The 21,485-nt window shown below is 62.8% G+C and carries 18 protein-coding genes; 5 read left to right on the top strand and 13 right to left on the bottom strand.

The genetic code is table 11. The features are described 5' to 3' along the window. Positions 1–21: 21 nt before the first annotated feature. Positions 22–843 (bottom strand): aldo/keto reductase, encoded by an 822-nt coding sequence (locus EU811_RS03420; protein WP_142937092.1) that lies wholly within the window; start codon positions 841–843, stop codon positions 22–24. Positions 844–1,029: 186 nt separating this feature from the next. On the opposite strand from EU811_RS03420, the gene EU811_RS03415 reads away from it, so the two are divergent. Next, positions 1,030–1,911, top strand: a complete 882-nt coding sequence (locus tag EU811_RS03415) for a helix-turn-helix transcriptional regulator (protein ID WP_142937091.1) — start codon at positions 1,030–1,032, stop codon at positions 1,909–1,911. A 62-nt stretch (positions 1,912–1,973) separates the two neighbouring features. Here the strand turns inward: EU811_RS03415 and EU811_RS03410 are convergent, their stop codons facing one another. Then, positions 1,974–2,183 carry a dodecin gene (locus tag EU811_RS03410; protein WP_011773002.1) on the bottom strand — a complete coding sequence of 70 codons (210 nt, stop codon included), beginning with the start codon at positions 2,181–2,183 and terminating at the stop codon, positions 1,974–1,976. 109 nt (positions 2,184–2,292) lie between these two features. After that, positions 2,293–3,099: an SDR family oxidoreductase gene (locus tag EU811_RS03405; protein ID WP_142937090.1), complete on the bottom strand. Its 807-nt coding sequence runs from the start codon at positions 3,097–3,099 to the stop codon at positions 2,293–2,295. 160 nt (positions 3,100–3,259) lie between these two features. On the opposite strand from EU811_RS03405, the gene EU811_RS03400 reads away from it, so the two are divergent. Next, on the top strand, positions 3,260–3,691 hold the full coding sequence (locus EU811_RS03400; RefSeq protein WP_017197055.1) for a universal stress protein: 432 nt from the start codon (positions 3,260–3,262) through the stop codon (positions 3,689–3,691). Positions 3,692–3,751: 60 nt separating this feature from the next. On the opposite strand, the gene EU811_RS03395 is transcribed toward EU811_RS03400, so the two are convergent. Genes EU811_RS03395 through EU811_RS03375 form a run of 5 tightly spaced genes read right to left on the bottom strand, consistent with a single transcriptional unit; the run spans position 3,752 to position 10,448 of the window. Then, entirely contained in the window at positions 3,752–5,215 is a 1,464-nt protein-coding gene (locus EU811_RS03395; protein ID WP_142937089.1) for a pectate lyase family protein, read from the bottom strand. Position 5,216: 1 nt separating this feature from the next. After that, positions 5,217–7,199 (bottom strand): pectinesterase family protein, encoded by a 1,983-nt coding sequence (locus EU811_RS03390; protein ID WP_142937088.1) that lies wholly within the window; start codon positions 7,197–7,199, stop codon positions 5,217–5,219. Between the two features lie 48 nt (positions 7,200–7,247). Further along, a complete protein-coding gene (locus EU811_RS03385) occupies positions 7,248–8,144 on the bottom strand; it encodes a carbohydrate ABC transporter permease (RefSeq protein WP_062070981.1) in 897 nt (298 codons plus the stop codon). A 9-nt stretch (positions 8,145–8,153) separates the two neighbouring features. Beyond that, positions 8,154–9,104 (bottom strand): carbohydrate ABC transporter permease, encoded by a 951-nt coding sequence (locus EU811_RS03380; protein ID WP_142937087.1) that lies wholly within the window; start codon positions 9,102–9,104, stop codon positions 8,154–8,156. Positions 9,105–9,137: 33 nt separating this feature from the next. Continuing rightward, a complete protein-coding gene (locus EU811_RS03375) occupies positions 9,138–10,448 on the bottom strand; it encodes an ABC transporter substrate-binding protein (RefSeq protein WP_142937086.1) in 1,311 nt (436 codons plus the stop codon). 298 nt (positions 10,449–10,746) lie between these two features. Here EU811_RS03375 and EU811_RS03370 point away from each other — a divergent pair, with 298 nt between their 5' ends. The 3 genes from EU811_RS03370 to EU811_RS03360 are packed head-to-tail and all read left to right on the top strand — an operon-like array spanning position 10,747 to position 14,209. Next, a complete protein-coding gene (locus EU811_RS03370; RefSeq protein WP_142937085.1) occupies positions 10,747–11,607 on the top strand; it encodes a DUF6807 domain-containing protein in 861 nt (286 codons plus the stop codon). Then, the gene (locus EU811_RS03365; RefSeq protein WP_142937084.1) at positions 11,604–13,184 is read left to right on the top strand and encodes a glycoside hydrolase family 43 protein; all 1,581 of its coding nucleotides are present in this window, start codon (positions 11,604–11,606) and stop codon (positions 13,182–13,184) included. Before EU811_RS03370 ends, EU811_RS03365 begins: the two co-directional genes overlap by 4 nt. Positions 13,185–13,201: 17 nt before the next feature. Further along, a complete protein-coding gene (locus tag EU811_RS03360; protein WP_223941464.1) occupies positions 13,202–14,209 on the top strand; it encodes a LacI family DNA-binding transcriptional regulator in 1,008 nt (335 codons plus the stop codon). A gap of 68 nt (positions 14,210–14,277) precedes the next feature. Here EU811_RS03360 and EU811_RS03355 read toward each other — a convergent pair whose 3' ends face one another. Genes EU811_RS03355 through EU811_RS03335 form a run of 5 tightly spaced genes read right to left on the bottom strand, consistent with a single transcriptional unit; the run spans position 14,278 to position 21,463 of the window. Next, positions 14,278–15,954, bottom strand: a complete 1,677-nt coding sequence (locus EU811_RS03355) for a thiamine pyrophosphate-binding protein (RefSeq protein ID WP_142937082.1) — start codon at positions 15,952–15,954, stop codon at positions 14,278–14,280. Continuing rightward, positions 15,951–16,742, bottom strand: a complete 792-nt coding sequence (locus tag EU811_RS03350; RefSeq protein WP_142937081.1) for a cyclase family protein — start codon at positions 16,740–16,742, stop codon at positions 15,951–15,953. Before EU811_RS03350 ends, EU811_RS03355 begins: the two co-directional genes overlap by 4 nt. A 7-nt stretch (positions 16,743–16,749) precedes the next feature. Continuing rightward, positions 16,750–18,414 (bottom strand): phytoene desaturase family protein, encoded by a 1,665-nt coding sequence (locus EU811_RS03345; RefSeq protein ID WP_238703281.1) that lies wholly within the window; start codon positions 18,412–18,414, stop codon positions 16,750–16,752. Between the two features lie 25 nt (positions 18,415–18,439). Beyond that, entirely contained in the window at positions 18,440–20,194 is a 1,755-nt protein-coding gene (locus EU811_RS03340) for a flavin reductase (RefSeq protein ID WP_142937080.1), read from the bottom strand. A 27-nt stretch (positions 20,195–20,221) separates the two neighbouring features. Next, positions 20,222–21,463, bottom strand: a complete 1,242-nt coding sequence (locus EU811_RS03335) for a styrene monooxygenase/indole monooxygenase family protein (protein WP_142937079.1) — start codon at positions 21,461–21,463, stop codon at positions 20,222–20,224. Positions 21,464–21,485: the final 22 nt, after the last annotated feature.

The raw sequence follows: 21,485 nt of genomic DNA, 5'->3' as shown, positions 1-21,485 counted from the left end.
CTTTGCTTTGTTCGTGGGGCTTTAGAGCTGGGTGAAAGCTGCGACGGCGGGATCGGAGCCGATGCGCGCACCCGCCTCCAGTGCCGTAATAGCTGCCAGCTCCGATTCGGTGAGAGTGAGATCGGCTGCGCCGAAGTTCTCACGCATCCGCTTGGAGTCCGCGGACTTGGGAATCACGATGGTCCCCTGGGCGAGGTGCCAGGCCAGGATCACCTGTGCAGGAGTAGTGCCGTGGGCGGCGGCGACCAGCGCCACTTGCTCCGCGTTCAGGTCCTTGCCTTGGCCCAACGGGCTGTATGCCTCCACGGCGATGCCCAGGTCGCGGCACTTGGTGGCGAGTTCGGCCTGCTGGAACGTTGGGTGGACTTCGATCTGGTTGACGGCCGGGACCACCTCTGCCTCCTTGAGCAGTGCGTCCACGTGGTCGGGAAGGAAGTTGGAAATGCCGATGGCCCGGATCTGCTTGTCCTGATGCAGCTTCTCCATCTCCTTCCACGCCTGCGTGTAGAGGCCCTGCGAAGGGACAGGCCAGTGGATCAGGTACAGGTCAATGACCTCAAGGCCCAAGGCGTCGCGGCTGCGTTGGAAGGCGTCATAGGCCTCGCCCTGCTCGCCGTTGCGGAGCTTGGTGGTGATGAAAAGTTCCTCCCGGGGAATGCCGGAGGCGGCAACAGCAGCACCTACTCCGGCCTCGTTGCGGTACGCGGCTGCGGTGTCGATGTGGCGGTAGCCGGCTTCCAGGGCGTCTTCCACTACCTTCTGCGTTTCTCCTGCAGGTACTTGGAAGACGCCGAATCCAAGCTGGGGAATGGTGACGCCGTTGTTCAATGTCAGCTCTGGCATGACGGTCTCCTTCGACGGAACGATTACGGTGGTGACACTCCAGAAAGCGTTTTCGGAGGCTCTGTACCGAGCCTATTCACTTTTGGGGTCAGAGTCAGCAACCCAACCTGATCCTGTTTTTCCTAGGTCTGGTAGTCCTACCCACAATGGTGGTCTTTCACACGCCTCGAACGGCAGAATGGACGGATGGGTCAAAGCGCCGAGTTCGGTAAGTTCCTCAAAGTCATGCGTGCCCGCCTCTCGCCCGAGGACGCCGGAGCGCAGGAGAACAGTGGTGCGCGCAGGGTGCCCGGACTCCGACGTGAGGAAGTGGCCCGGCTTTCCGGAGTGAGCACCGACTACTACACACGTCTGGAGCAGGGCCGCAACATCCACCCGTCCAAGGCCGTCCTCGACTCGGTGGCCCGCGCACTTCGACTGGACGCGGGGGAGCAGGCGCACATGATGGACCTGCTGGAGCACTGCGCCAGTTCCGCAGGCAACCCCGGCCCCGTTCAAAAGGTGAGGCCCGCACTCCGGCAGTTGCTGGACGCCGTGGGAGACGTACCAGCCATGGTGTTGGGGCGGCGGGCGGACGTGCTGGCCGGAAACCGGATGGCTTACCTGCTCTTCACCGACTTTCCGTCACTTCCGGCTCCGGAACGGAATTTGACGCGCTGGATCATCCTGGATCCCGCGGCGGGGCAGCTGTTCAGGGATTGGAAGACCGTGGCTGCTGAAGCTGTGGGTGCCCTGCGCATGGATGTGGGCCGGCACCCCAACGATCCCCAAACCAACCAACTGGTGGGAGAGCTCGCCGTGCACAGCGAGCATTTCCGGCAATGGTGGGCCGGGCACAGGGTGGCCTCCAGATCCGCAGGCACTGTGCGGTTGCACCACCCGATCGTGGGCGACCTCGAACTGAACTTTGAGACGCTGAGTCTCCCGGACGACCCCGACCAGATGCTGAGGATCTATTCCGCGAAGGCCGGCTCGCCGTCGTCGGACGCTTTAACGCTTCTCAGCTTGGGTGACGTAGGCACCGAGCCCGTCAACGCACCCGAACCCGCACGCCGAGACGGCAGTTAATGACAACCTGGAACTGTCATTAACTGCCGTCCCGTGGAGAAGGTGATCAGCGCCTAGGCTGTTCAGCGCTCCAGGCGGAAACCGAGCTTGATGGTGACCTGCCAGTCGGCCACTGCGCCGTCTTCAAGGTGGCCGCGGATTTCCTTGACCTCAAACCAGTCCAGGTTCCGCAGGGTCTGGGAGGCTGTTGCGATGCCATTCTTGATCGCGTCGTCAACGCCTTCGGTGGAAGTTCCTACAATTTCGGAAACGCTATATGTGTGGCCAGCCATGGTGCTCCTCATCAACGTCATACGAATCTTTGGAAATTTCAGGCCCGCCAGGCAGGCCGTTCATGCAGACTAGCCCACGGATCACCGTGCGGCCAGAGGTGGTGCAGGCTTAGCTTTCGCGCCAGTCGTTGCTGGTGATGTGCGAGCCTGCCTGCGGTCCCATCTGCAGCATTCCGCCATCCACTGGCCACGAAGCGCCATTGACATAGCTGGAGGCCGGTGAGGCGAGGAACGCGATGACGGCGGCGACTTCACGGGCATCTCCGGGTCGGCCCAACGGGACTCCCGGCCGGTCCTTTTGCCTCGGATCCTCGTCTTCCTGGCCCGTCATGGGAGTCGCGATTTCGCCGGGTGCCACGTTGTTGGCGGTGATGCCGTACTGGGCGAGTTCCAATGCCATGGTCTTGATCAGGCCGCCCAGGCCATGCTTGGACGCGTCATAAGCCGAAGCCCCAACTCTCGGCTGGAACTCGTGGACGCTGGTGACCGCGATGATGCGCCCACCTCGACCGGCTTTCACCATGCGCTTTGCTGCCGTCTGCATGGCCACGAAAGCGCCGTTGAGGTTGGTATCCAACGTGGACATCCACGTGTCGTAGTCCAACTCCAGGAACTTGGTGCCGTCCCCGGTTCCGGAGTTGTTGACGAAGACGTCCACGCCGCCAAGTTCCTCAGCCAGATTGTCAATTGCTGCGGCCGTTCCACGGGCATCCCTGGTGTCCAGTTGGTGCACCACTGCTTTCTGGCCCAGACCGCGGACCTCCTCCGCAGTTTCCTCAGCGCCCTGTTGGTCCGAGTGCCAAGTGATCCCCACATCCATGCCCGCCTTGGCCAACGCCACCGCGGTGGCCTTTCCTATGCCGGAATCCGATCCTGTGACGATTGCGGTCTGCGGGGAAAATGGTTCGTCGCTCATGGCGTTGCCTTTCGGTCGGGTAGTCGTTCCGATGATTTATCCCTACCCCGTGATTCCGGCCGTAAACACTCCCGGCGCAAAAGGGTCATCCCGGCGAAGGGTGATCGAGTGTAGATTTCTTGCAGCAGCACCCAGTAAATCCCCACAACCAGGAGTACTCATGTCAGAAGTTATTGTGGTCGGCGTTGACAGCAGCGAGACGGCCAAGCGCGCAGCAGTGGCAGCAGCGAAGCTCGCCACGGCACTCGGCGCCGAGCTGCATGTGATCAGTGGCTTCTCCGATGACCGCATCGAAGAATTCGGCAGCGGCAGCGACCGCATCACCGTTTCCTCGGCCGACTCCGCGGAATACGTTGCCCGCAAGGTCTCCGAAGAGCTGGACGTCCCTGCCGGCAACATCAAGTACTTCGCAGCCCGCGGCACTCCGGCCAACGCCCTGATCAACTACGCCGAGACCAACAACGCCTCGCTGATCGTGGTGGGCAACAAGCGCATGAAGGGCCTCGGCCGCGTCCTGGGCAGCATCGCCAACAGCGTGGCGCACGGCGCTCCCTGCGACGTGTACATCGTGAACACGGACGTCGAGGCGTAGCCACCCATGTAGGTAGCAGCAGAGCGCGTTCTCAGAGCTCAAAACGCGCACTGCTGCTACTTAGTTGGACGTGCCGTTCAGCACCACCACGTTGGAACGGCTCACTCCGCTGCCCCTGACCAGCAGGACATGCCCGGGCTGAGGGGTGTCGGACGTGACGGTGAGGTCCCGCAGGGCGGAACCGTCCGCAGCCACCAGCAAGGTAACGCCTTCGCTGTTGCTCAGGACCACATCCTCCGCATTTCCCGTTGCCCCGGCCAGGGTGATGTTCCGGAGGTCACCCCAGATAACCGAGGGCTCGTGGTAAATTCCCGGTTGCAGTAGCACCGTGACAGCTCGTGGGTTATTCGCAGGGATTGCGCCAACGGCCGCCCGGATGCTGGCAAAATCGCCAGTTCCGTCCAACGCCACGGTGATGACGTCCCGAAGCGCCGGCTCGGTCCCGCCCAACGGTCCTCCGAAAGCACGTACCCGCGCCGGAACGGCCTTGGTGGGCGTCAGGTCATAGGAGTAGGGGACGTCGAACGCCATGCCCCGTTCCTGGCCGGTGTTCCCGGTGCACTCCTCGAATACGTTATGACGGGCCACCAGCGCACCGCCGGGCCCCTGGTGGTGAAGCGGGTCCCGGACATCCCGGAAGTAGTTTCCTTCCACCAGCAGCAAGGCAGCGTTCCGCCCGAGCATGCCGTAGCTGGAGATGTTCTCCAGATAGTTGTTGTAGACATGCGCGGCTGCCGTATTGTCCAGGCTGGCGTTGCGCTGGTGCGTGTTCCGGATCCAGTTGTGATGCAGCGTCACCCGGGTGACCACGTTCTGCGTCCAGCCCTCTCCGAGTGCCTTGTTGTGGTCTGAAAAGACGTTCCAGGACAGCGTGACGTTGTCGCAGTCCTTGCGGATATCCACCAGGCCGTCGCCCAGCCGGGTGAAATGCATATGGTCCACCCAGACGTGTGTGCTGGTGTCCACCTGGATCCCGTCCCTGTCATTGTCAGGCCGTTTCCCCACAAAGTCCCCGGGGATGTAGGAGTCCCGGACCGTAAAGTTTCTGAACACGACGTTGGCGACATTGACCAGTTTGAAACCCGCATTGACTACTGCGGCCCCTGCGCCTGCGCCGAGGAAGGACTTGTTGGAAGTCACTGTCAGTTTCTCGTACTCCGCGAACACCAGTTCGCCGTGCAGGATCACCACCAGCGGCTCGGCACTTTTCGCGAAAGCCCGGAGTTGTTCCGGCGTTCTGGCGTGGACCAGCGTGCCGCCCGCACCACCAGTAGTGCCGTTGCGGCCGTGGGTTGCGACGCCGGCGAAACCCTCGGGTGCCGACGTCCAGGAACCGCCGCTCCCGCGGTTCACCGGCAACCTGGCTTCGCCCCAACCGTGGGGATCGACGCCGGATGGGGCACCATCAGTGGCCGGCGCCGCCATTGCTGGGCTGAAGAGGCCGGTGGAAGCCAGAGTGCCAGCTGCGAGTCCAGCGGTTAGGAGGGTCCGGCGTCGAATGTTCGGTCTCTGTGCGTCCGCCATCTCAAGCGCCTGCCGCCGGGGTCCAGTCACCGAGGAACCTGTCCTTAGTGAATTTCAGGGCCTCTTCCGGAGTGAGTTGGGGGTGGAACTCGTTGATGTATGCACCCGGCCCGGTGTTGTTGAACTCAGCAAAGCGCCCCTCGGTCCAAGCATGCCCACTCATGTCTGACCAGCCCTGCTTAGCGATGTGACTGCCCAGGTTCGAGTCCCGGATGACGGCCATGGGGTGCGCGTTGGGGTCGCTGCTGGCAAACCAAGGGCGTCCCAAGCTGACGGTCCCGGGTGCGGCGTCCGAAGTGAGGGTGCTGTCCACGATCAGGAAGCCGTAAGGGTTGGAGTCCTTGGTGCTGGGTGCCACGATGTAACCGTTGTTCGTGTCGCTGCCGCGGTCCAGCGAATGGATGGTGCAGCCTTCAAACACTGCGGTGCCCCGGCCGTAAAGGAAGTCCACGTCACCTTCTATGTAGCAGTTTTTCAGGTAGGTGCGGGCAGTGGCGTCACGGCCGGTGGTGTCAGCGAGGTAGGTATCCTGGTTGCCGAGGAACCTGGTGTTGTCGAAGGTGACCTTGTCTGCCACCGTCCGCACCGCGAGGGCCTGGCTACCGCCGTGAACGGCCTCGTCATAAGCGTTTTCCACTGTGAGGTTCCGGACCGTGGTGTGTTCGGCCAGGACGTTGAGGGTGGCACTTCCGGCCGCACCCCAGGTTCCGCCGAAGAACTTTGCTCCGTTTGCAGGGGTGTCGTAGGAAATGACGACGTCGGCCGGGTTGGCTGTTGCTCCTTGCAGCGTCACGTTGGGCCGGTCGGCCCAGACATTCACCGCTTCCCGGTAGAAGCCGGGCTCGATGGTGATGGTCCGGGGTTGTGTGTTGCCCACAGGAATCGAACCGATGGCCGCCTGTACGCTGCCGAAATCGCCGGTGCCGTCCAGCGCGACCGTGACCTCCGTCGTCGTGCTGGGTGCTTTATTTTCGCGGGGTCCGGCACTGCCGGTGACCAGTTCGGGAACCCTGGAGGAGTCGTCCTTGGCGTATGAATAGAACTGCGTGGGGTCGAACGCGATGCCCACGTTATCCTTGCGGCCGCGGGTGGAATCAAAAACGTTGTCACGGTTGACGATTTCCGTGGCAGGGTCCTTGGCCACCACGGGATCGGCAACCGAGGTGAAGTAGTTGCCCTCCAGGACCACCTTGGCGGCGTTGCGGCCCATCATTCCGTACTGGCCAATGTCCTGCAGGTAGTTGTTGTAAACGTGCGCAGCCGCTGTATTGTCCAGGCTGAAGTTCCGCTGGACAGTGTTGCGGATCCAGTTGTGATGGATGGTCATTTTGGTGACCGCGTTGCTGGTCCAGCCAACGCCCAGGGCCTTGTTGTTGTCCGCGAACACGTTCCACGAGTAGGTCAGGTAGTCCGAGTCTTTGCGGGTATCGATCATGCCGTCGCCCATGCGCTCGAACTTCATGTGGTCCACCCAGACATGGTGTGAGGTGTCGAGTTGGATCCCGTCACGATCGTTGTCCGGGCGTTTGCCGTCCCAGTCGCCGGGAATGTAGGAATCGCGCACTGTGAAGTTCCTGAAGATCACGTTGGACACGTTGATGAGCTTGAAGCCGGCATTGACCAGCTCCACGCCCGCGCCCGTACCGATGAAGCTCTTGTTCGATGCGACCGGAATCTTGACGTAATCCTGGGCCATGATGCTGCCCTTGAGGAAGATCACCAGCGGCTCCTCGGCAGCGGCATAGGCTGTGAGTTCCTCCAGCGAGGAAACGCTCACGTGCCTCCCCGCCTGGCCTCCGGTGGTGCCGTCCAGGCCGTTGCCGGGAAGGGACGCGAAACCGTCCGGACGTTGCTTCCACAGGGCCGCCGGTGCCGCCGGTGATTCTGTGCCGCTGTGGATGGGCTCCGCCCTGGCAGGCACAGCGGTAAAGCTTCCAAGAATGACGACGGCGGTGGCCGCGCCGAGCAGGCGTCGCAGGCGCATGCAAAACTCCTTTGTCTTGTCTTGTTGGTGTTGCTCTGGGGGAGGGGCCTACTTAAGGCCGGTGGTGGCAATTCCGTTGATGAGGTACTTCTGCCCTGCAATGAAGAAACCGATGATGGGGGCGATGGACACCACTGACATGGCGAACATGGGGCCCCACATGCTTTGTCCTTCCGAGTCCATGAAGGCGCGAAGGGCCAAGGGAACGGTGTAGAGGTCCTGGTTCTGGATGTAGAGCAGCGGACCAAAGAACTCGTTCCATGTGGAGATGAACGTGAAAATAGCCGTGGTGGCCATGGCCGGCACGCAGAGGGGCAGAATGACGCGGATGAAAGTTCGGAACGGGCCGCAGCCGTCAATCTGGGCGGCATCGTCCAATTCCTTGGGAAGAGACTTCATGAACTGCACCATGAGGAAGATAAAGAAGGCATTGGTGGCCATGAAGTTGGGGACGATCAGCGGCAGGTAGGTGTCCAGCCAGCCGAGCTGGGAGAAGATGATGTACTGCGGAACCAGAAGAACGTGGCCCGGCAGCATGAGTGTTCCCAGCATGAGGGCGAAGAACAGCTTCCGCCCGGTGAACTCCATCCGCGCGAAGGCGTAAGCGGCCAGTGCGCAGGAGAAGATGTTGCCGACGATGGAGAAAATCACCACGATCATGGAGTTGATCAGGTAAACGTGGAACGGCTGGTCCAGCGCGGTCCAGCCCTGGGCGTAGTTGGAGAAGTCCCAGTTTTCGGGCCAGAGACCCAGCTGCCTAAAAATATCGTTGCTGGGCTTCATCGAGCTGGAGATCAGCCACATCAACGGATAGAGCATCACCAGCCCCACCAGGCAGAGAATCAGATGCCGTGAGAAGCGGGAAACCGGGGTTCCCGTCAGGGCGTCTTCGGGTTGATCCTGCTTGGCCAGCTTGCGCTTGAGAGGTAAATCAAGGAGTGCCATGGGGTTGCCTTAATTGTCGTAGAAGACCCAGAACTTGGATGCGATGAAATTGATGGCCGTGAAAATCGCGATGATCATCAACAGCAGCCAGGCCATGGCCGAGGCATACCCCATCTCGAACTCGGTGAAGCCCTTCTGGTACAGGTAAAGGTTGTAAAACAGCGTGGAATCCGCTGGGCCTCCGGTACCTCCGCTCATCACATAGCCCTGGGTGAACGTCTGAAACGAGCCGATGAGCTGCATGATGAGGTTGAAGAAAATAATGGGGCTGATGAGGGGCAGCGTAATGCTGCGGAACTGCCGCCACTTGGACGCCCCGTCAATCGAGGCAGCTTCGTAGTACATCCCGGGGACCTGCCGCAGGCCCGCAAGGAAGATCACCATGGGGGAGCCGAACGTCCAGACGTTCAGCACAATCAGGGTGCTGAGGGAGAACTGGGGGTCAGTGACCCATGCAGGACCCTGGATTCCGAGGATGCCCAGGAACCCGTTGACGATTCCGTCGTTGCCGAAGATGTAACGCCACAGCATCACGATTGCCACGCTGCCACCCAGCAGGGAGGGCAGGTAGTAAACAGAGCGGTAGATCGACAGGCCCTGAAGTCCCCGGTTCAGCACCAGTGCAACCAGCAGGGCAACAGCCAGGGAGATAGGCACCGACACGAAGGTGTAAATGAAGGTGACCTTCAGCGACTGAATGAGCCGTGGATCCTCGAACATGGCCTGGAAGTTGGCCAGCCCCACAAAGTTGGGCTCAGTGAAGAGGTTGTAGTCCGTAAAGGCCAGGTACAGCGAGGCAAAGAACGGAATGACGGTGAACAACATCCCCAGGAACCACGGGAGAAGGAAAAGATACCCGGAGCGCTGCTTCCTGCGTCGGGATGGGCGGATGCGCTGCTTACCGCCCGCTGCGGCTGCGGCCGGGGCGGCGCCAGATGGTTGTTTGATCAGAACCGACATAGCGCCACGACCCCCTCGTGAATAGCTCCGGGCTTACTTGTTGATTGCTGCATTGCTCTTCTCCATGAAGGTCTTCGCGGCATCGGCGGGACTGACGCGCCCGAACTCCACTTCAGTGGTGAGCTGTTTGAGAGTGTCGGCTACAACACTTGCGCCCTTGGGATACACGTAGGCAGGTGGCAGATCGTCTTCCTGAATGGAGGCCATCATGTCCACAAACGTCTTATCGTCAGCGCTCAGCTTGGGCGTGATGGCGTCCGCCACCTCAGGGTTGATGGGGACACCGCGCTGCGTGAGGACTTCGGCGGCACCTTCAGCGTCGTTCGTCAGGAAGTCCACCAGCTTGGCGGCCTCCTTGGGATGCTTGGACTTGGCAGCGATGGACCACAGCATGGTGGGATCTGCGGAGTAACCGCGGCGCTCGCCCGTGGTTTCACCTGGAATGCGGAGCAAGACCACTTCGCCCTCCACGGCCTCGTTGTAGCCCCGGAAGTTGTTGATGGGGATGATCTGGGAGGCGACTGTGCCCTTTGCCAGATAGGACTGCGCGGGGGATCCCCCGATTTGCTCGAAGAAGCCAGCTGGTGGGTATCCGCCTGACTTCCGGAGGTCCACGCTGTACTGGAACCAGTCCTCTATGGTCTTTTCGCTGACGCCGAGCTTGTTGTCTTTCGTATAGAAATCTTCGCCTCGTTGGCGAGCCAGAATGATGGGCCCGGTTTCCGTGGCGACGTCGTAACCGGCGCCGTAGACCTTGCCTCCGGTTTTCTGGGTGACTTCGGTGGCGAACTTGGCGTAATCCTCCCAGCTCCAGGTTTTGTCGTCCGGGATGGTGACGCCGGCCTGGTCCGTGATGGTCTTGTTGACCACCATGCCGATGGTGGTTACTCCGGTGGCGAGACCGTAGAGCTTGCCGTCAACCTCGCCGCGACTCAGCGTGGTTTCCGGAACCTTGTCCAGGTTCAGCTCGGGGAAGGACTTGAGGTCGGCGAGGGTGCCGCGCTGGGCGTACTCCAAGAGGCTGCGGTTGGCCATCGCCAGGACGTCAGGCGGGTTGCCGCCTGCGAATCGGGTGGCCAGTTTGTCTGCGTAAGGGGCACTGTCCTGGTATTCGGTTTTAACGGTGATTCCCGGGTTCTTCTTTTCGAAGATCCGCAGTGCAGCTTCCGTCATCTTGGCCCGGTTGGCATCGCCCCAGAAGACGAAGTTCAGTTCCACGTTGCCGCCGCTTCCGGAGGAGGTTGCGCCACCTCCTCCGCAGGCGCTCAGGGCCAACCCGGCCGCGACCACCGCGGCGCCCAGGACCAGCCTGCGCGGGATAGGAGTGCTTGCTGTCTTCTTCATCGAATGACGCCTTTCTGGTGCCCGATCTTCGGGCATGGATACAAACTCGCTGAATATTGAGACGGAAACTTTCCGGTGTACGGGCGTGGGCAGCATTGCTTAGACCATCACAGCGACCCAAGAGTGAGGTGAAAATTACTGAGTAAACGATTTCTAGCAACGAATGGCTGTGACTGTCAACACATCACAACTCAATACCGGAAAATAGTTCAAAGAAACTTTCATAGGTAGTTGCCGAACTCTTTCTGGTCTGTTTATGCTGATTCCCACGCAGCGGAACCCATCACAAGGAGGTCGAATGGGAAGCTTCCAACTCAACGGCGCAACCGTGCTGGAGATGAACACCGGCGGCGATCTGGCAACCGTGCTGTCTCCCAGGCCGTACCTCCACCCTGTACGGACTCTGGCCGGAGTGGCGGTGACGGAAGCTGGTCCAGTTGATCACCCGCACCACCTCGGTCTGTCGCTCTCTTTCTCGGACCTGAACGGAACCAACTTCTGGGGTGGATCCACATTCACCGAAAATGGCCCGGCAATCCTTCCCAACCACGGACGTCAAGTGCTCGCGGAATGGCTGTCCCTGGAGGGGCTGGGGAAGGGGACGGTGGTGTGGCTGGACAAGAGCGGAGACCCGTTGGCTGTGGAGGGGCGGAGCTACCGATACCAAGAGCACCCTGCCGCAAACACGTGGAGCCTTGCGTTCGAATCCCTGCTTCAGCCTGCCGGTGACGTGGAGCAGTTGTCCGTGTCGTCGTCTGCCGTTAAAGGGCGTAGCGGCGCTGGCTACGGCGGCATATTCTGGCGCTTCCCGTCGGGTGATGTCCCGGCCAAAGTGCTGTGTTCAGGAGGAACAGGGACGGGCATAGCCCATGGATCACTTTCCCCTTGGCTCGCGATGGAAACCCGGCATGAGGGCAAAAACGTCAGTGTCATCCTCGCTCAAGACACCTCCGCGTTGCGCCCTTGGTTTGTGCGCACTGACGGCTATGTAGGCGCGGGTCCGGCCGTCGCGTGGGACCACCCGGCAACAGTGGACCGGGGCAATCCGCTCAAGCTCAGTCTCCACGCAGTGGTCCACGACGGCTCCCTAACCAGCCCCCAGCATGTCGAGGAACTCCTTCTCCACCACTTCAGCAGCTCACCCGACAGGACACCATGACAACCCGACACCGCACCCCCGTCTACAACAACCCCATCCTCAACGGTGACTGGCCGGATCCTGACGCGGTACAGGTTGACGGCACCTATTACCTCGTCGCCTCCAGCTTCAACAGGGTTCCCGGCCTGCCGGTATTGCGGTCGCGGAACCTGGTGGACTGGGAGCACGCCGGGCATGCGCTCCGGGAGCTGCCACAATCCAGCCACTATTCGCTGGTGCGGCACGGAAGCGGCGTGTGGGCTCCGGCGCTGCGTTACCACGACGGCAAATTCTGGATCTTCTACCCGGACCCGGACCACGGCATCTTTGTACTCAGCGCGGAGAAGGCGGAAGGTCCGTGGAGTGCACCTCACCTTCTCTACGCCGGTCGCGGCCTCATTGACCCCTGCCCGCTGTGGGACGAAGACGGCACGGCGTACCTGGTCCACGGCTGGGCCAAGAGCCGGATCGGAGTCAAGAACCGGCTCACTGTGCACCGGATGAGCCCGGACGCCTCCCGGCTCCTGGACCATGGAACCCACGTCATCAACGGCGAAGACCTGCCGGGCTTCTCAACCCTGGAGGGGCCCAAGTTCTATCAGCGCGACGGCTGGTACTGGATTTTCGCGCCGGCGGGAGGCGTTGCTACAGGATGGCAGTCGGTTTTCCGCTCGCGGTCGCCGTTCGGACCTTACGAGGAACGGCGCGTCCTGGAGCAGGGCGATTCGCCCGTGAATGGCCCGCATCAAGGCGCCTGGGTCACTACTCCTGAGGGCGAAGACTGGTTCCTGCACTTCCAGGACCGGGGGCCGTACGGACGCGTGGTTCACCTCCAGCCCATGGGCTGGGGTGAAGACGGCTGGCCGTGGATGGGCAAAACAGCGGACGACGGCGGACCGGGAACCCCGGTTTCGAGCCACCCCTACCCGCGCGGTACTTCGCCCGAAAACTGTGCACCACCCGCCGGTGACAACTTCACGTCCCCCGGCCTGGGCCCGCAGTGGCACTGGCAGGCCAACCCCCGGGACGAATGGCTGTCCACCTGTGGAGGAGGACATCTGGTACTCCGTCCGCAAGCCAACGATCCCATCAATCTCCGCGAGCTCCCTAACGTCTTGGGCCAGATCCTCCCCGGCGAACCGTCCACATTCACCACCACCCTGGAACTGGACGATGTGGCTCCAGGTACCCGGGCCGGCGTCGTGGTTCTGGGTCAGCGGTACGCCTGGCTGGGGATCGTACGCACCCCGGACGGCTACGTCCTGGGTAGCGGAACCGGCAGCGAAGGTCCGCACGAGCAGCCGATAGGGCGCGCCGTGGCCCTTCCGGGGCCGCGTATTGAGCTGCAGATCCGCATAGATGAAACTCCGCAGGCCACGTTTGCCTGGCGGGTGGGTCCCACGGATCCGTGGCAGATTCCCATCTGGGATTTCGATGTTGTTGAGGGCCGCTGGATCGGCGCTGAGCTGGGGATTTTCGCGGCGTCGCCCTTGGGCTCGCGTCAACGCGGGAGTGTTATCGTTGGTCCCGTGCGGGTGGACACTGCGCCGGTCCGCCGGGCGGCCGCCCAGCGCGTTGCCGCCCCCGTATCCCCATGAGTTCAAGGACCGCCCCATTGACCGCCACTCCGCGCCCCAAGATCGCAGACGTGGCTGCCGCCGCCGGCGTCTCCGTCCCCACTGTTTCCAAGGTGTTGAACGGCCGCTCCCACGTCTCCGAGGCAACGCGCGCCCGTGTTCAGCAGGCCTTGGAGGACCTTGATTACACCAAGCGGCAGTCGCCCACCGAACCCGGATTGCTGCAATTGGTGGTGAACAACTTTGATTCTCCATGGGTCCTGGAAACCATGGAGGGAGTGGAAGCTGCTGCTGCGCGGCTCGGCTACACCGTGGCCTACACGCGGGCCGTAAATGCTACTGCCGGGAACTGGCAGAAATTGCGTGAGCCCTCCGGCAACCGGCTCGACGGCGTGATGCTGTTGGCTCCACGGCAGGGATCACCACTGGTAGAGCTGGCGCGTACGCTGAACATCCCCGCTGTTGCCATAGACCCTGAAGGTTCCCAAGGCCTGCAGATTCCCAGCGTCAGCCCGGCCTCGTTCTCCGGAGCGCTGCGGGCGGTGTCCCATCTTCTGGAACTTGGGCATGAGCGCATCGGCATCATTACCGGCCGCGTCCACAGCCCGGGTCATGGGCGTGCCCGCTACGCAGCCTACGCGGCCGCCCTTCATGAAGCCGGGCTGCCGGTACTTCCCGAGTTCGTGCGCGACGGCGATTTCAGTATCGAGTCCGGGCTTCGGCTTGGCGGAGAACTTCTGGACCTGCCGGAGCGACCCACGGCAATTTTCACGGGAAGCGACCTGCAGGCCTTGGGCGTCATGAACGCGGCGGCCCAGCGATCGCTGAAAATCCCTGGCGACCTCAGCGTTGTGGGCTTTGACGACATCGCCCAGTCAGCACTCACGTCACCGCCCCTCACTACTGTCAGGCAACCCCTCGCCCAGCTCGCGTCGATGGCCGTGGGCATGCTCACGGAGCAGATCGAACAGGGAAGTAGTTCCTCGGCTGCCTTGGAAGTCGCCACGGAGCTGGTGGTGCGGGGAAGCACCGCCCCACCCATGTAGGTAGCAGCAGAGCGCGTTCTCAGAGCTCAAAACGCGCACTGCTGCTACTTAGTTGGGTGAGGCGGGGCTTAGTGGCCCTGGAAGGCCTCGGCCAGCCACCACGATCCGCCGTCGGACGCTATCTTTGCGTCGATCACCAGGGGCCGGTCCTGGGGCCCGGCTTCGTAGACGGCAATCCACGGGCGAATCGCTTCCAGATCCGCCACGGTCCGCACCGTCACGCCTTCCGCCCCGAATCCACGGGCAATCGAGGCGATGTCCGTATCCGGGAACACTACGCTGGCGAGCTCGGCCTCTGTGTGCCCCGAAGCGAAGTGGTGGACCTCGGCTCCATAGGCGGCGTCGTTGTAGACGATGCACACCAGCGGCAGCTTCAGTCGCGTGGCGGTCTCCAGCTCGCTGATTCCCATGAGGAATCCGCCATCACCCGCGCCGAGAACGGGCAGTCGGTGCGGTTGGGCGAGGGCAGCGCCGATCGCCGAATACAGGCCCAGCCCGATTGCCTGGAATGCTTGGGTGAAGCAGAATCCCAACTCGTCCGGCACGGCAAGGTATTGGCTGGGGTAGCCCATGAAGTTGCCCGAATCCACTGCCACGATCCTCTCGGCAGGGAGCAGGGTGTCGAGTTCGCGGGTGAGGACGCGGGGATCGATGGACGTCGCAGTGGAAACATCCGCAGTGGAAACGTCCCGCCACCGCGAGCCCTGCTTGATGGCCAGTGCGTTAGCCTCGGTGCGGTACTTTTCCGCAGGTTCGGGCTGAACCGAGCGCAATGCCACCAACGCATCCCCAGCCGTCAGCGCCGAATCGCCCAAGACGCCCAGCGAGATGGGCCGGTTGGCGCCGAGCGCGGAATCTTCGACGTCGATCTGCACTACTTTGGCGCCGGCGGAAATCAGCCGTCCGTGCCGCATGGTCCACATGTTCAGCGCACAGCCCCACCCCACGATCAGGTCCGCGCCGCTGATGAACTCCGCCGTGGCAGGCGAGGAAAACCCGCCGGAAATGCCCAGGTTGTGGGGATCGCCGTTGAACAGTCCGCTCGCCACGGCCGAGGTCGCCACCAGCGCTCCGGCATGGCGCGCCAGCTCCAGGATCTGGTCCCTGGCACCGCGCCCGCCCCGCCCGGCAACGAACACCGGGCGTTCCGCTGCGGCGAGCAGGGCCACCAACTGCTCAACGGCGGCAGCGTCCGGGCGCACCTTCAAGGGTTCAGGCACGACGACGGCACTCACCTCGTCCGCGGCGCTGGCATTTTGCACGTCCAACGGCAGACTGAGGACCACGGTGCGGCGTTCATTCACTGCCGTCCGAAAAGCCCGCATGGTGTCTGCGACAGCTGTGGCGGGGGAGTGGATCCGTTCGGCCACGGCTCCTACGCTGCGGGCCAGGGCGTCCTGGTCGATCTTGAAGTTGGAGCGGATGGCAGCGGCCTGGGTATCGGCGGTGAGCACGATCATCGGCGTCCGGCTTTTGGCTGCCTCCCCGATCCCGGTGATGGCGTTGCTCAGTCCGCAGCCCTGATGGGTAGTGACCACACCAACCTTGCCGGACATCCGCGAATAGGCGTCGGCCATGGTGGCGGCACCGCCCTCATGCCGTGCGGCGGTGAACGGAATGCCTTCCGCCATGAGCGTGCCGGTGACATCGAAGTTACCGGAGCCCACCACGCCGAAAACGTGCCCGACGCCGAGCTTCGCCAGCGTCTTGCCCACCAGGGTGGACACCCTTACTTCCGCGCTCATGCTCGCTCCACCGTGCCCTTTTCCACCAGTGCGTACACACGGCTGGGGCTACCCGTGCCGCCCACGATCGGCAACGGAGCAACCACCAACGTGGCACCGGTGACAGGAAGACGATCCACATTCCGCAGCGAGGTGACGCCATACTTGTCAGCGCCGAGCAGGAACGAATGCACCGGAAACATCGGATCCAGGCCACTTGCCTGGCCGGCGTCGATGCCCACGGTTTCCACGCCAAAACCACTGATCGAGGCGTTACCGGCAAGCCACTTGGCACCCGCGGCGGAGACTCCGGGAGTGTGGGGTCCGGCATCGTCCGCGTTGACGAAAGCCGCAGCGTCAGCGCCTCGAGCCGCCCAGCCCGTCCGGAAGATGACCCAACAGTTCTCCGGGAACGCGCCGTGCTCTTGCTGCCACTGTTCAAAGTGCTCCGGTTCCAGAAGGAAGTCCGGATCCGCGGCAGCTTCAGCGGTCTTGTCGATCACCACCAGCGGCCCCACCAAGCGGTGTGGTTCAATCTGGTCCACGGATTTGCCGTCCTTGCCCGTGATCCAGTGGACCGGTGCATCCAGGTGCGTGCCCGCGTGTTCGCCCACTGTGACGTCGTTCCACGCCCAAGCCGGGCCGGCGTCGTCGAAATTACTCACCGGTGAAACCGACAAGCCCACGGTGTTCGCGAACGGCTGCGGCAGGTTCAGGATGGGGGTCTCGGAACTGAGCGGCGTGGTGAGATCGATGATTTCCACGGAACCACTCGAGAGGGCTGCAGTGAGCCCGGCCAGAACAGACATTGTTCTCCTATCGCTTGCTTGGTTTAAGTGCTGCTTGAAGGCGGGAAAGTGGTGAGGGCAGTGCGGTCAGCTTTTGGGCTACCAAGTGTCCGGAACCGCCGGAAAGTCCGGGGCCGGGATGGGTCGACGCGCCGATGTGCCAGAGACCTTCGACGGCGGTTTGGTGTCCTGCCGCTGCGGGGAAGGGCCGCCAGAGCAGGTTTTGGAAGAGTTCCGCGGAGCCGCCGTAGGGGTCGCCGTTGACGGCATTGGGATTGGCTGCGGCCAGATCCGTCGGTGCCAAAACCTCCGAGGCCAGGACGGTTGCCCTGGTTCCCGGGGCGAAGTGCTCCAACCGGGCCAGGACCCGTTCCAGATAGCCGTGCTTCAGCTCGTCAGTCCAGCCGCCCGCAACGTCCAGTTGGCCGGCTGCGTCACCTACGGGCGTGAACGGGACTTCCTGGAGCTGCAACCACAACGTGGCTTTGCCCTCCGGAGCCCGCGACGGATCGAGGACGCACTGTTGGCCCACCACCACGGTAGGTTCGTTGGGCAGCAGACCCGCTTCAGCCTGGGCACAGGCGATTCCGGTGCTGTCAGAGCCATTGCTGATATGAACCAGAGGGACGGTGTTGAGCCTGGGATCGAGCCATTCCACAGGCTTGTCCACAGCAAGGTGGATCTGCATGGCACCGCGGCCGTTCTGGTAGCGTTCGGCGGCCTGGGCCGTACCAGCGGGTGGTTGCCGGAGGAGCCGGGTGTAGAGGGCCTGGGGCGAAACGTTCGCGAGCACCGTGCCGGCTGAAACCACGCCTTGGGATGTGCGGACGCCGGTGACGGCATCTTTGCCGGAAACCTCGGACGACACCACGATTTCCTCGGCCTCCGCGCCCAGCATGATCCGCACCCCGTTGTCGCGCAGCAACGACTCGAACGCACCCACAAACCGCGAAGCACCGCCCGTAACCACGGGGAGCCCAAAGCTGTGCATGCTCATGGCCATTACTGGCAGCATGACGCCGCCTGTGGCTTGGTCCGGGCCGAGCCCTGCGTGCAGAAGCCAGGGTGACCACAGCTGGTCCGCTTCCCAGCCATCAAAACGGCTGCGGACATAGTTTCGTCCGCTCATCATGGAATCGCGGACGAAGGCTTCCGTCCCTTGGAAGCGCCCGCGTCGTAAGGCCCCCAAAGCAATCTTTGCCACTTCCCCAAAAGACCGAAGCTCTGCTCCGAAAACCCCGAACACCGTTCCTGCGTTGCGGCCCAGATCATCAAGCATTGCCAGATACGCAGCTTGGTCGCCGGGTTCCTTGAACGCAGCAGCTGTGGTGGCCGGGTCCCGCTCCGCGATGACCACGCGGTGGGCTCCGGTGGCCGGGTCCGCGGCAACGCTCGCTGTCACCGGGCCGGAGGTGTTGGAATACTCCAGGCCCCTGGCGTGCAGCTCCTTGCCCAGCGCCCCGTAGGCACCGCCGGACACGAACAACGGGTGCCAGGAGGAGAAGGAGTCGTGGGTGAAGCCCGGAAGGGTCCGCTCGGCGGAATGGATGAAGCCACCAAGACGGTCAGAGCGCTCGATGATGCACACGCGCTTCCCGGCCAAGGCCAATTCTGCCGCCGCCACCAGGGAGTTGATGCCGGAACCGATGATGGCCACCTCCACCGAGCCATCCATGTCAACTGAATCGTCCATAACCGCACCTTTCATAAGGGTGTGCCTAGAAATCCGGATGGCTGGCCGTGGCGTGGTACTTGCCGCCGTGGAACACCAGAGGAGCACCGCCGTCGTGCTTGTAGCTTTCCACTTCACCCACGTAGATGACGTGGTCACCGGCGTCATGTCGCGAAACGGTGCGGCACTGGAAGGTGGCCACAGCGCCCTTCAGCAGCGGAACACCGGCGATTCCTTCAGTGGTTTCTGCGCCCACGAACTTGTCCGTGGCAGGTGTTGCGAACTGCCGGGACAAGACGTGCTGGTCACTGGCCAGGATGTTGATGGCAAAGTGCGTTGCGTCCTCGAAATCACCCAGGCTGGGCGCCCGTTTGCTGGGGCACCAGAGCACCAGCGGCGGCTCCATGGACACTGAGGTGAAGGAATTGGCGGTCATGCCTACTTTTCGGCCGTCCGCCGCCACCGTGGTCACCACGGTGACGCCCGTGGCGTACTGACCTAGGGCGCTGCGGAAATCACGGACATCGAACACCGACGTGTCCTCTTCTTTCCTGGCCTGCATGAAGTCCGCGGCAGCTGCGGAGTCGAACCACCAAGGATACGACGTCCGGGGGTCATCAAAACCGCTCACGATGCTTGCTGCCAGGGCCGGATGGTCAGCGGCTTCACGGAGGAGCGTCTCCTGGTGATCACGCCGCGGCTTCAGGAGATCGTTGGTCCATTCCACGGCCCATTGCCCCCAGCCGCGCCAGAATTCGTCGAACGTCCGCTCCATCCATGGGCGGTCAAAAGGTTGCTGGCCGCGGCGAACAATCGCGTCAAGGTAGTACTTGGCAGCCAGGGTCGCGTTGTTGGAGCCCTGCCCGGTGAGGGGATCATTGAGGACCACGGCGTCGCCCAGCCCGAACACCAACTTGCCGTTGCCGAGCTCCCCGACGGCGGACCTCACCGTGGGCGTGATGCGTCCCAGGAGTGTGGCGCCGTCGTCAGTCAGTTCTGCCGTGGCGAAGTTCTCAGCCTCGTGCGGGAAATGCTCACGCAGGATTTCCAGCGAACGGTCCAGTTGTTCCTGCGGAGTCCCGACGTCGGTCCAGCGGTCCATGGGGCCGCCCACCACGCCTTCGAACACCATCATGCGGCACGGGCCGGAGACGGTCAGGCCCGGGAACGTGAAGAACTCCCCGACGCCGGGGACCATGGACATGCGGATGGCGTCGCCCCCGCCGTCGGTACCTGCTGCGGACGAGCCGGCGGAAGCACCGCCGTCGGACGTGACGTAGTTCAGCGCCAGAACCCTTTGCGGCCGGTCGAAGGGCGATTTTGCCTTGTCCCGCGGGAAGATCCGGCCGATTTCGCCCTTGCCGGTGCTGACAATGACCAGTTCGTAGTCATGGGCGAGTTCTTCGAGCATCCTCGGGGTGACCTTCTCAATGCGGAAGTCACCGCCGGCTGCAACAAACGTCTCGATCCAGAGGGCACTCTTGATGCGCTGGTCAATGGACCGGGCGGGGCCGTCCAGGGGTGCTTCCCACTCGATGGGTTCATCAGCATCCACGCGTAGCCGGATGGAGGTGATGCCAGGGACGGATCCGGATTCGTAGAATTCGGTGAGCGCCGTTCCCATGTGGGCTTCGGCGTCGAGGGCGGTTGAGAACAGGCACTGGCTGGACATGACCTTGCCGGTGCGGATCTGGGCTGCGGACCGGTCGGACAGGAGCGTTACCGCGTAGCCGTCCCGTTGCAGGCCCAATGCCAGCTGGGCGCCGGATTCGCCGGCCCCCACGATTGCTATTTTTCGCATGGTTGAGTCCTTATTAGCAGGGTTGTGCTACGAAACTTTGGTGGCGGAAAGGTCTGCGAGGTAGCTTGCGGCTTTGTCCGGGTACATGAACCAATCCTGGAATTCCGGCGGATGGTTGAAGCCGTTGGCGAAGCGGTGCGCGATGTCCGGTTCGCTGTTCGCAGCACCCAGCAGCTCCAGGACATGCGGCGGAGGCGGGGCCAGGAGGGCATTTGTCCAGTGTGCAACGTGCTGCGCGTAATCCCAATAGCGCTCAAAGGTTGCCTGCATGAAGCTCGCATCGTAGGCGCCATTGCCGTGCCGGGTGATGCTGTCCAGATACGACGCCGCGCACTTGCTCGCGTTGTTGGAGCCCTGCCCGGTGATGGGATCGTTCAAAACCACGACGTCGGCCAGGCCCAGAACCTGCCGGCCGCTGGGCAGCGTGGCAATGGGATGGCGGACGGTGGGGGCAAACCGGCCTTGAAGGACGCCGTTGGGATCGGTCAGTTCCACATTCGTGGCACGCTCGGCTTCCCACGGCAGGAACTTCGAGAGGATGTTCTTGGAGTTCTCCAGGTGTTCCTCCGGGCTGAGCCCCTTCCATGTGTCCATCGGGCCGCCGGGTACGCCTTCGAAGACCATGATTTCGCAAGGACCGGTGGTGGTCAGCGCGGGGAACACGAAGTACTCGCCCACGCCCGGGATGAGGTTGAACGAGACCGCCGAGTACTCTTCGCGGGGTTTCAGCCCCGTCACGTAGGTCAGGGCCAGGGCGCGCTGCGGGGCATCGTAGGTGCTGCGTTCGGCGTCGCGGGTGAACAGTTGGGCTATCTCACCCTTGCCGGCCGCCACGATCACCAGGTCCGAGGTCTGCGTGTACTTTTCCAGCTCAGCCACACCGGCATCTTCGAAGACCAGCTCGCCGCCGCGGGCTGTGAACTCTTCCATGAACTTGGGGAATTTCACCCGCTGATCGATGGACTTGGCGTGGTTGTCCAGTCGTGAGGCCCAGCTGATCGCCTTCTCGCCCGGCAGCTCGGGGTGGGGGATGGTGAAGGAGATGCCGTCCACGGTGGGAGCATCGGGCCAGAAGTCCAGGCCGAGGGCCCGCTCGTGCTCAAGTGCGTTGTGGAAGATGCATTGGCTGGAGGCTACTTTGCCGCCAGCAATTTCCTCGGGCGTGCGGTTGGAGATGGTGGTCACCTGGTAGCCGGCGTCCAGCAGTCCGATGCCCAGCTGAAGCCCGGACTGGCCGGCCCCGACGATGGTGATGTGGCGTTGCGTCATGGCGTTGCCTTTCTCTCTGGTG

The organism is Arthrobacter sp. TS-15 (genome assembly GCF_006964045.1).
Taxonomy (GTDB): Bacteria; Actinomycetota; Actinomycetes; order Actinomycetales; family Micrococcaceae; genus Arthrobacter.
The sequence above is the reverse complement of the archived record's forward strand: the minus strand, read 5'-3'. Positions and strand labels throughout refer to the sequence as shown.

Bases quoted from the DNA above. Each gene is read 5' to 3' on its own strand.
- EU811_RS03420 (WP_142937092.1), bottom strand. From the start codon at position 843: ATGCCAGAGCTGACATTGAACAACGGCGTCACCATTCCCCAGCTTGGA.
- EU811_RS03415 (WP_142937091.1), top strand. From the start codon at position 1,030: ATGGGTCAAAGCGCCGAGTTCGGTAAGTTCCTCAAAGTCATGCGTGCC.
- EU811_RS03410 (WP_011773002.1), bottom strand. From the start codon at position 2,183: ATGGCTGGCCACACATATAGCGTTTCCGAAATTGTAGGAACTTCCACC.
- EU811_RS03405 (WP_142937090.1), bottom strand. From the start codon at position 3,099: ATGAGCGACGAACCATTTTCCCCGCAGACCGCAATCGTCACAGGATCG.
- EU811_RS03400 (WP_017197055.1), top strand. From the start codon at position 3,260: ATGTCAGAAGTTATTGTGGTCGGCGTTGACAGCAGCGAGACGGCCAAG.
- EU811_RS03395 (WP_142937089.1), bottom strand. From the start codon at position 5,215: ATGGCGGACGCACAGAGACCGAACATTCGACGCCGGACCCTCCTAACC.
- EU811_RS03390 (WP_142937088.1), bottom strand. From the start codon at position 7,199: ATGCGCCTGCGACGCCTGCTCGGCGCGGCCACCGCCGTCGTCATTCTT.
- EU811_RS03385 (WP_062070981.1), bottom strand. From the start codon at position 8,144: ATGGCACTCCTTGATTTACCTCTCAAGCGCAAGCTGGCCAAGCAGGAT.
- EU811_RS03380 (WP_142937087.1), bottom strand. From the start codon at position 9,104: ATGTCGGTTCTGATCAAACAACCATCTGGCGCCGCCCCGGCCGCAGCC.
- EU811_RS03375 (WP_142937086.1), bottom strand. From the start codon at position 10,448: ATGAAGAAGACAGCAAGCACTCCTATCCCGCGCAGGCTGGTCCTGGGC.
- EU811_RS03370 (WP_142937085.1), top strand. From the start codon at position 10,747: ATGGGAAGCTTCCAACTCAACGGCGCAACCGTGCTGGAGATGAACACC.
- EU811_RS03365 (WP_142937084.1), top strand. From the start codon at position 11,604: ATGACAACCCGACACCGCACCCCCGTCTACAACAACCCCATCCTCAAC.
- EU811_RS03355 (WP_142937082.1), bottom strand. From the start codon at position 15,954: ATGAGCGCGGAAGTAAGGGTGTCCACCCTGGTGGGCAAGACGCTGGCG.
- EU811_RS03350 (WP_142937081.1), bottom strand. From the start codon at position 16,742: ATGTCTGTTCTGGCCGGGCTCACTGCAGCCCTCTCGAGTGGTTCCGTG.
- EU811_RS03345 (WP_238703281.1), bottom strand. From the start codon at position 18,414: ATGGACGATTCAGTTGACATGGATGGCTCGGTGGAGGTGGCCATCATC.
- EU811_RS03340 (WP_142937080.1), bottom strand. From the start codon at position 20,194: ATGCGAAAAATAGCAATCGTGGGGGCCGGCGAATCCGGCGCCCAGCTG.
- EU811_RS03335 (WP_142937079.1), bottom strand. From the start codon at position 21,463: ATGACGCAACGCCACATCACCATCGTCGGGGCCGGCCAGTCCGGGCTT.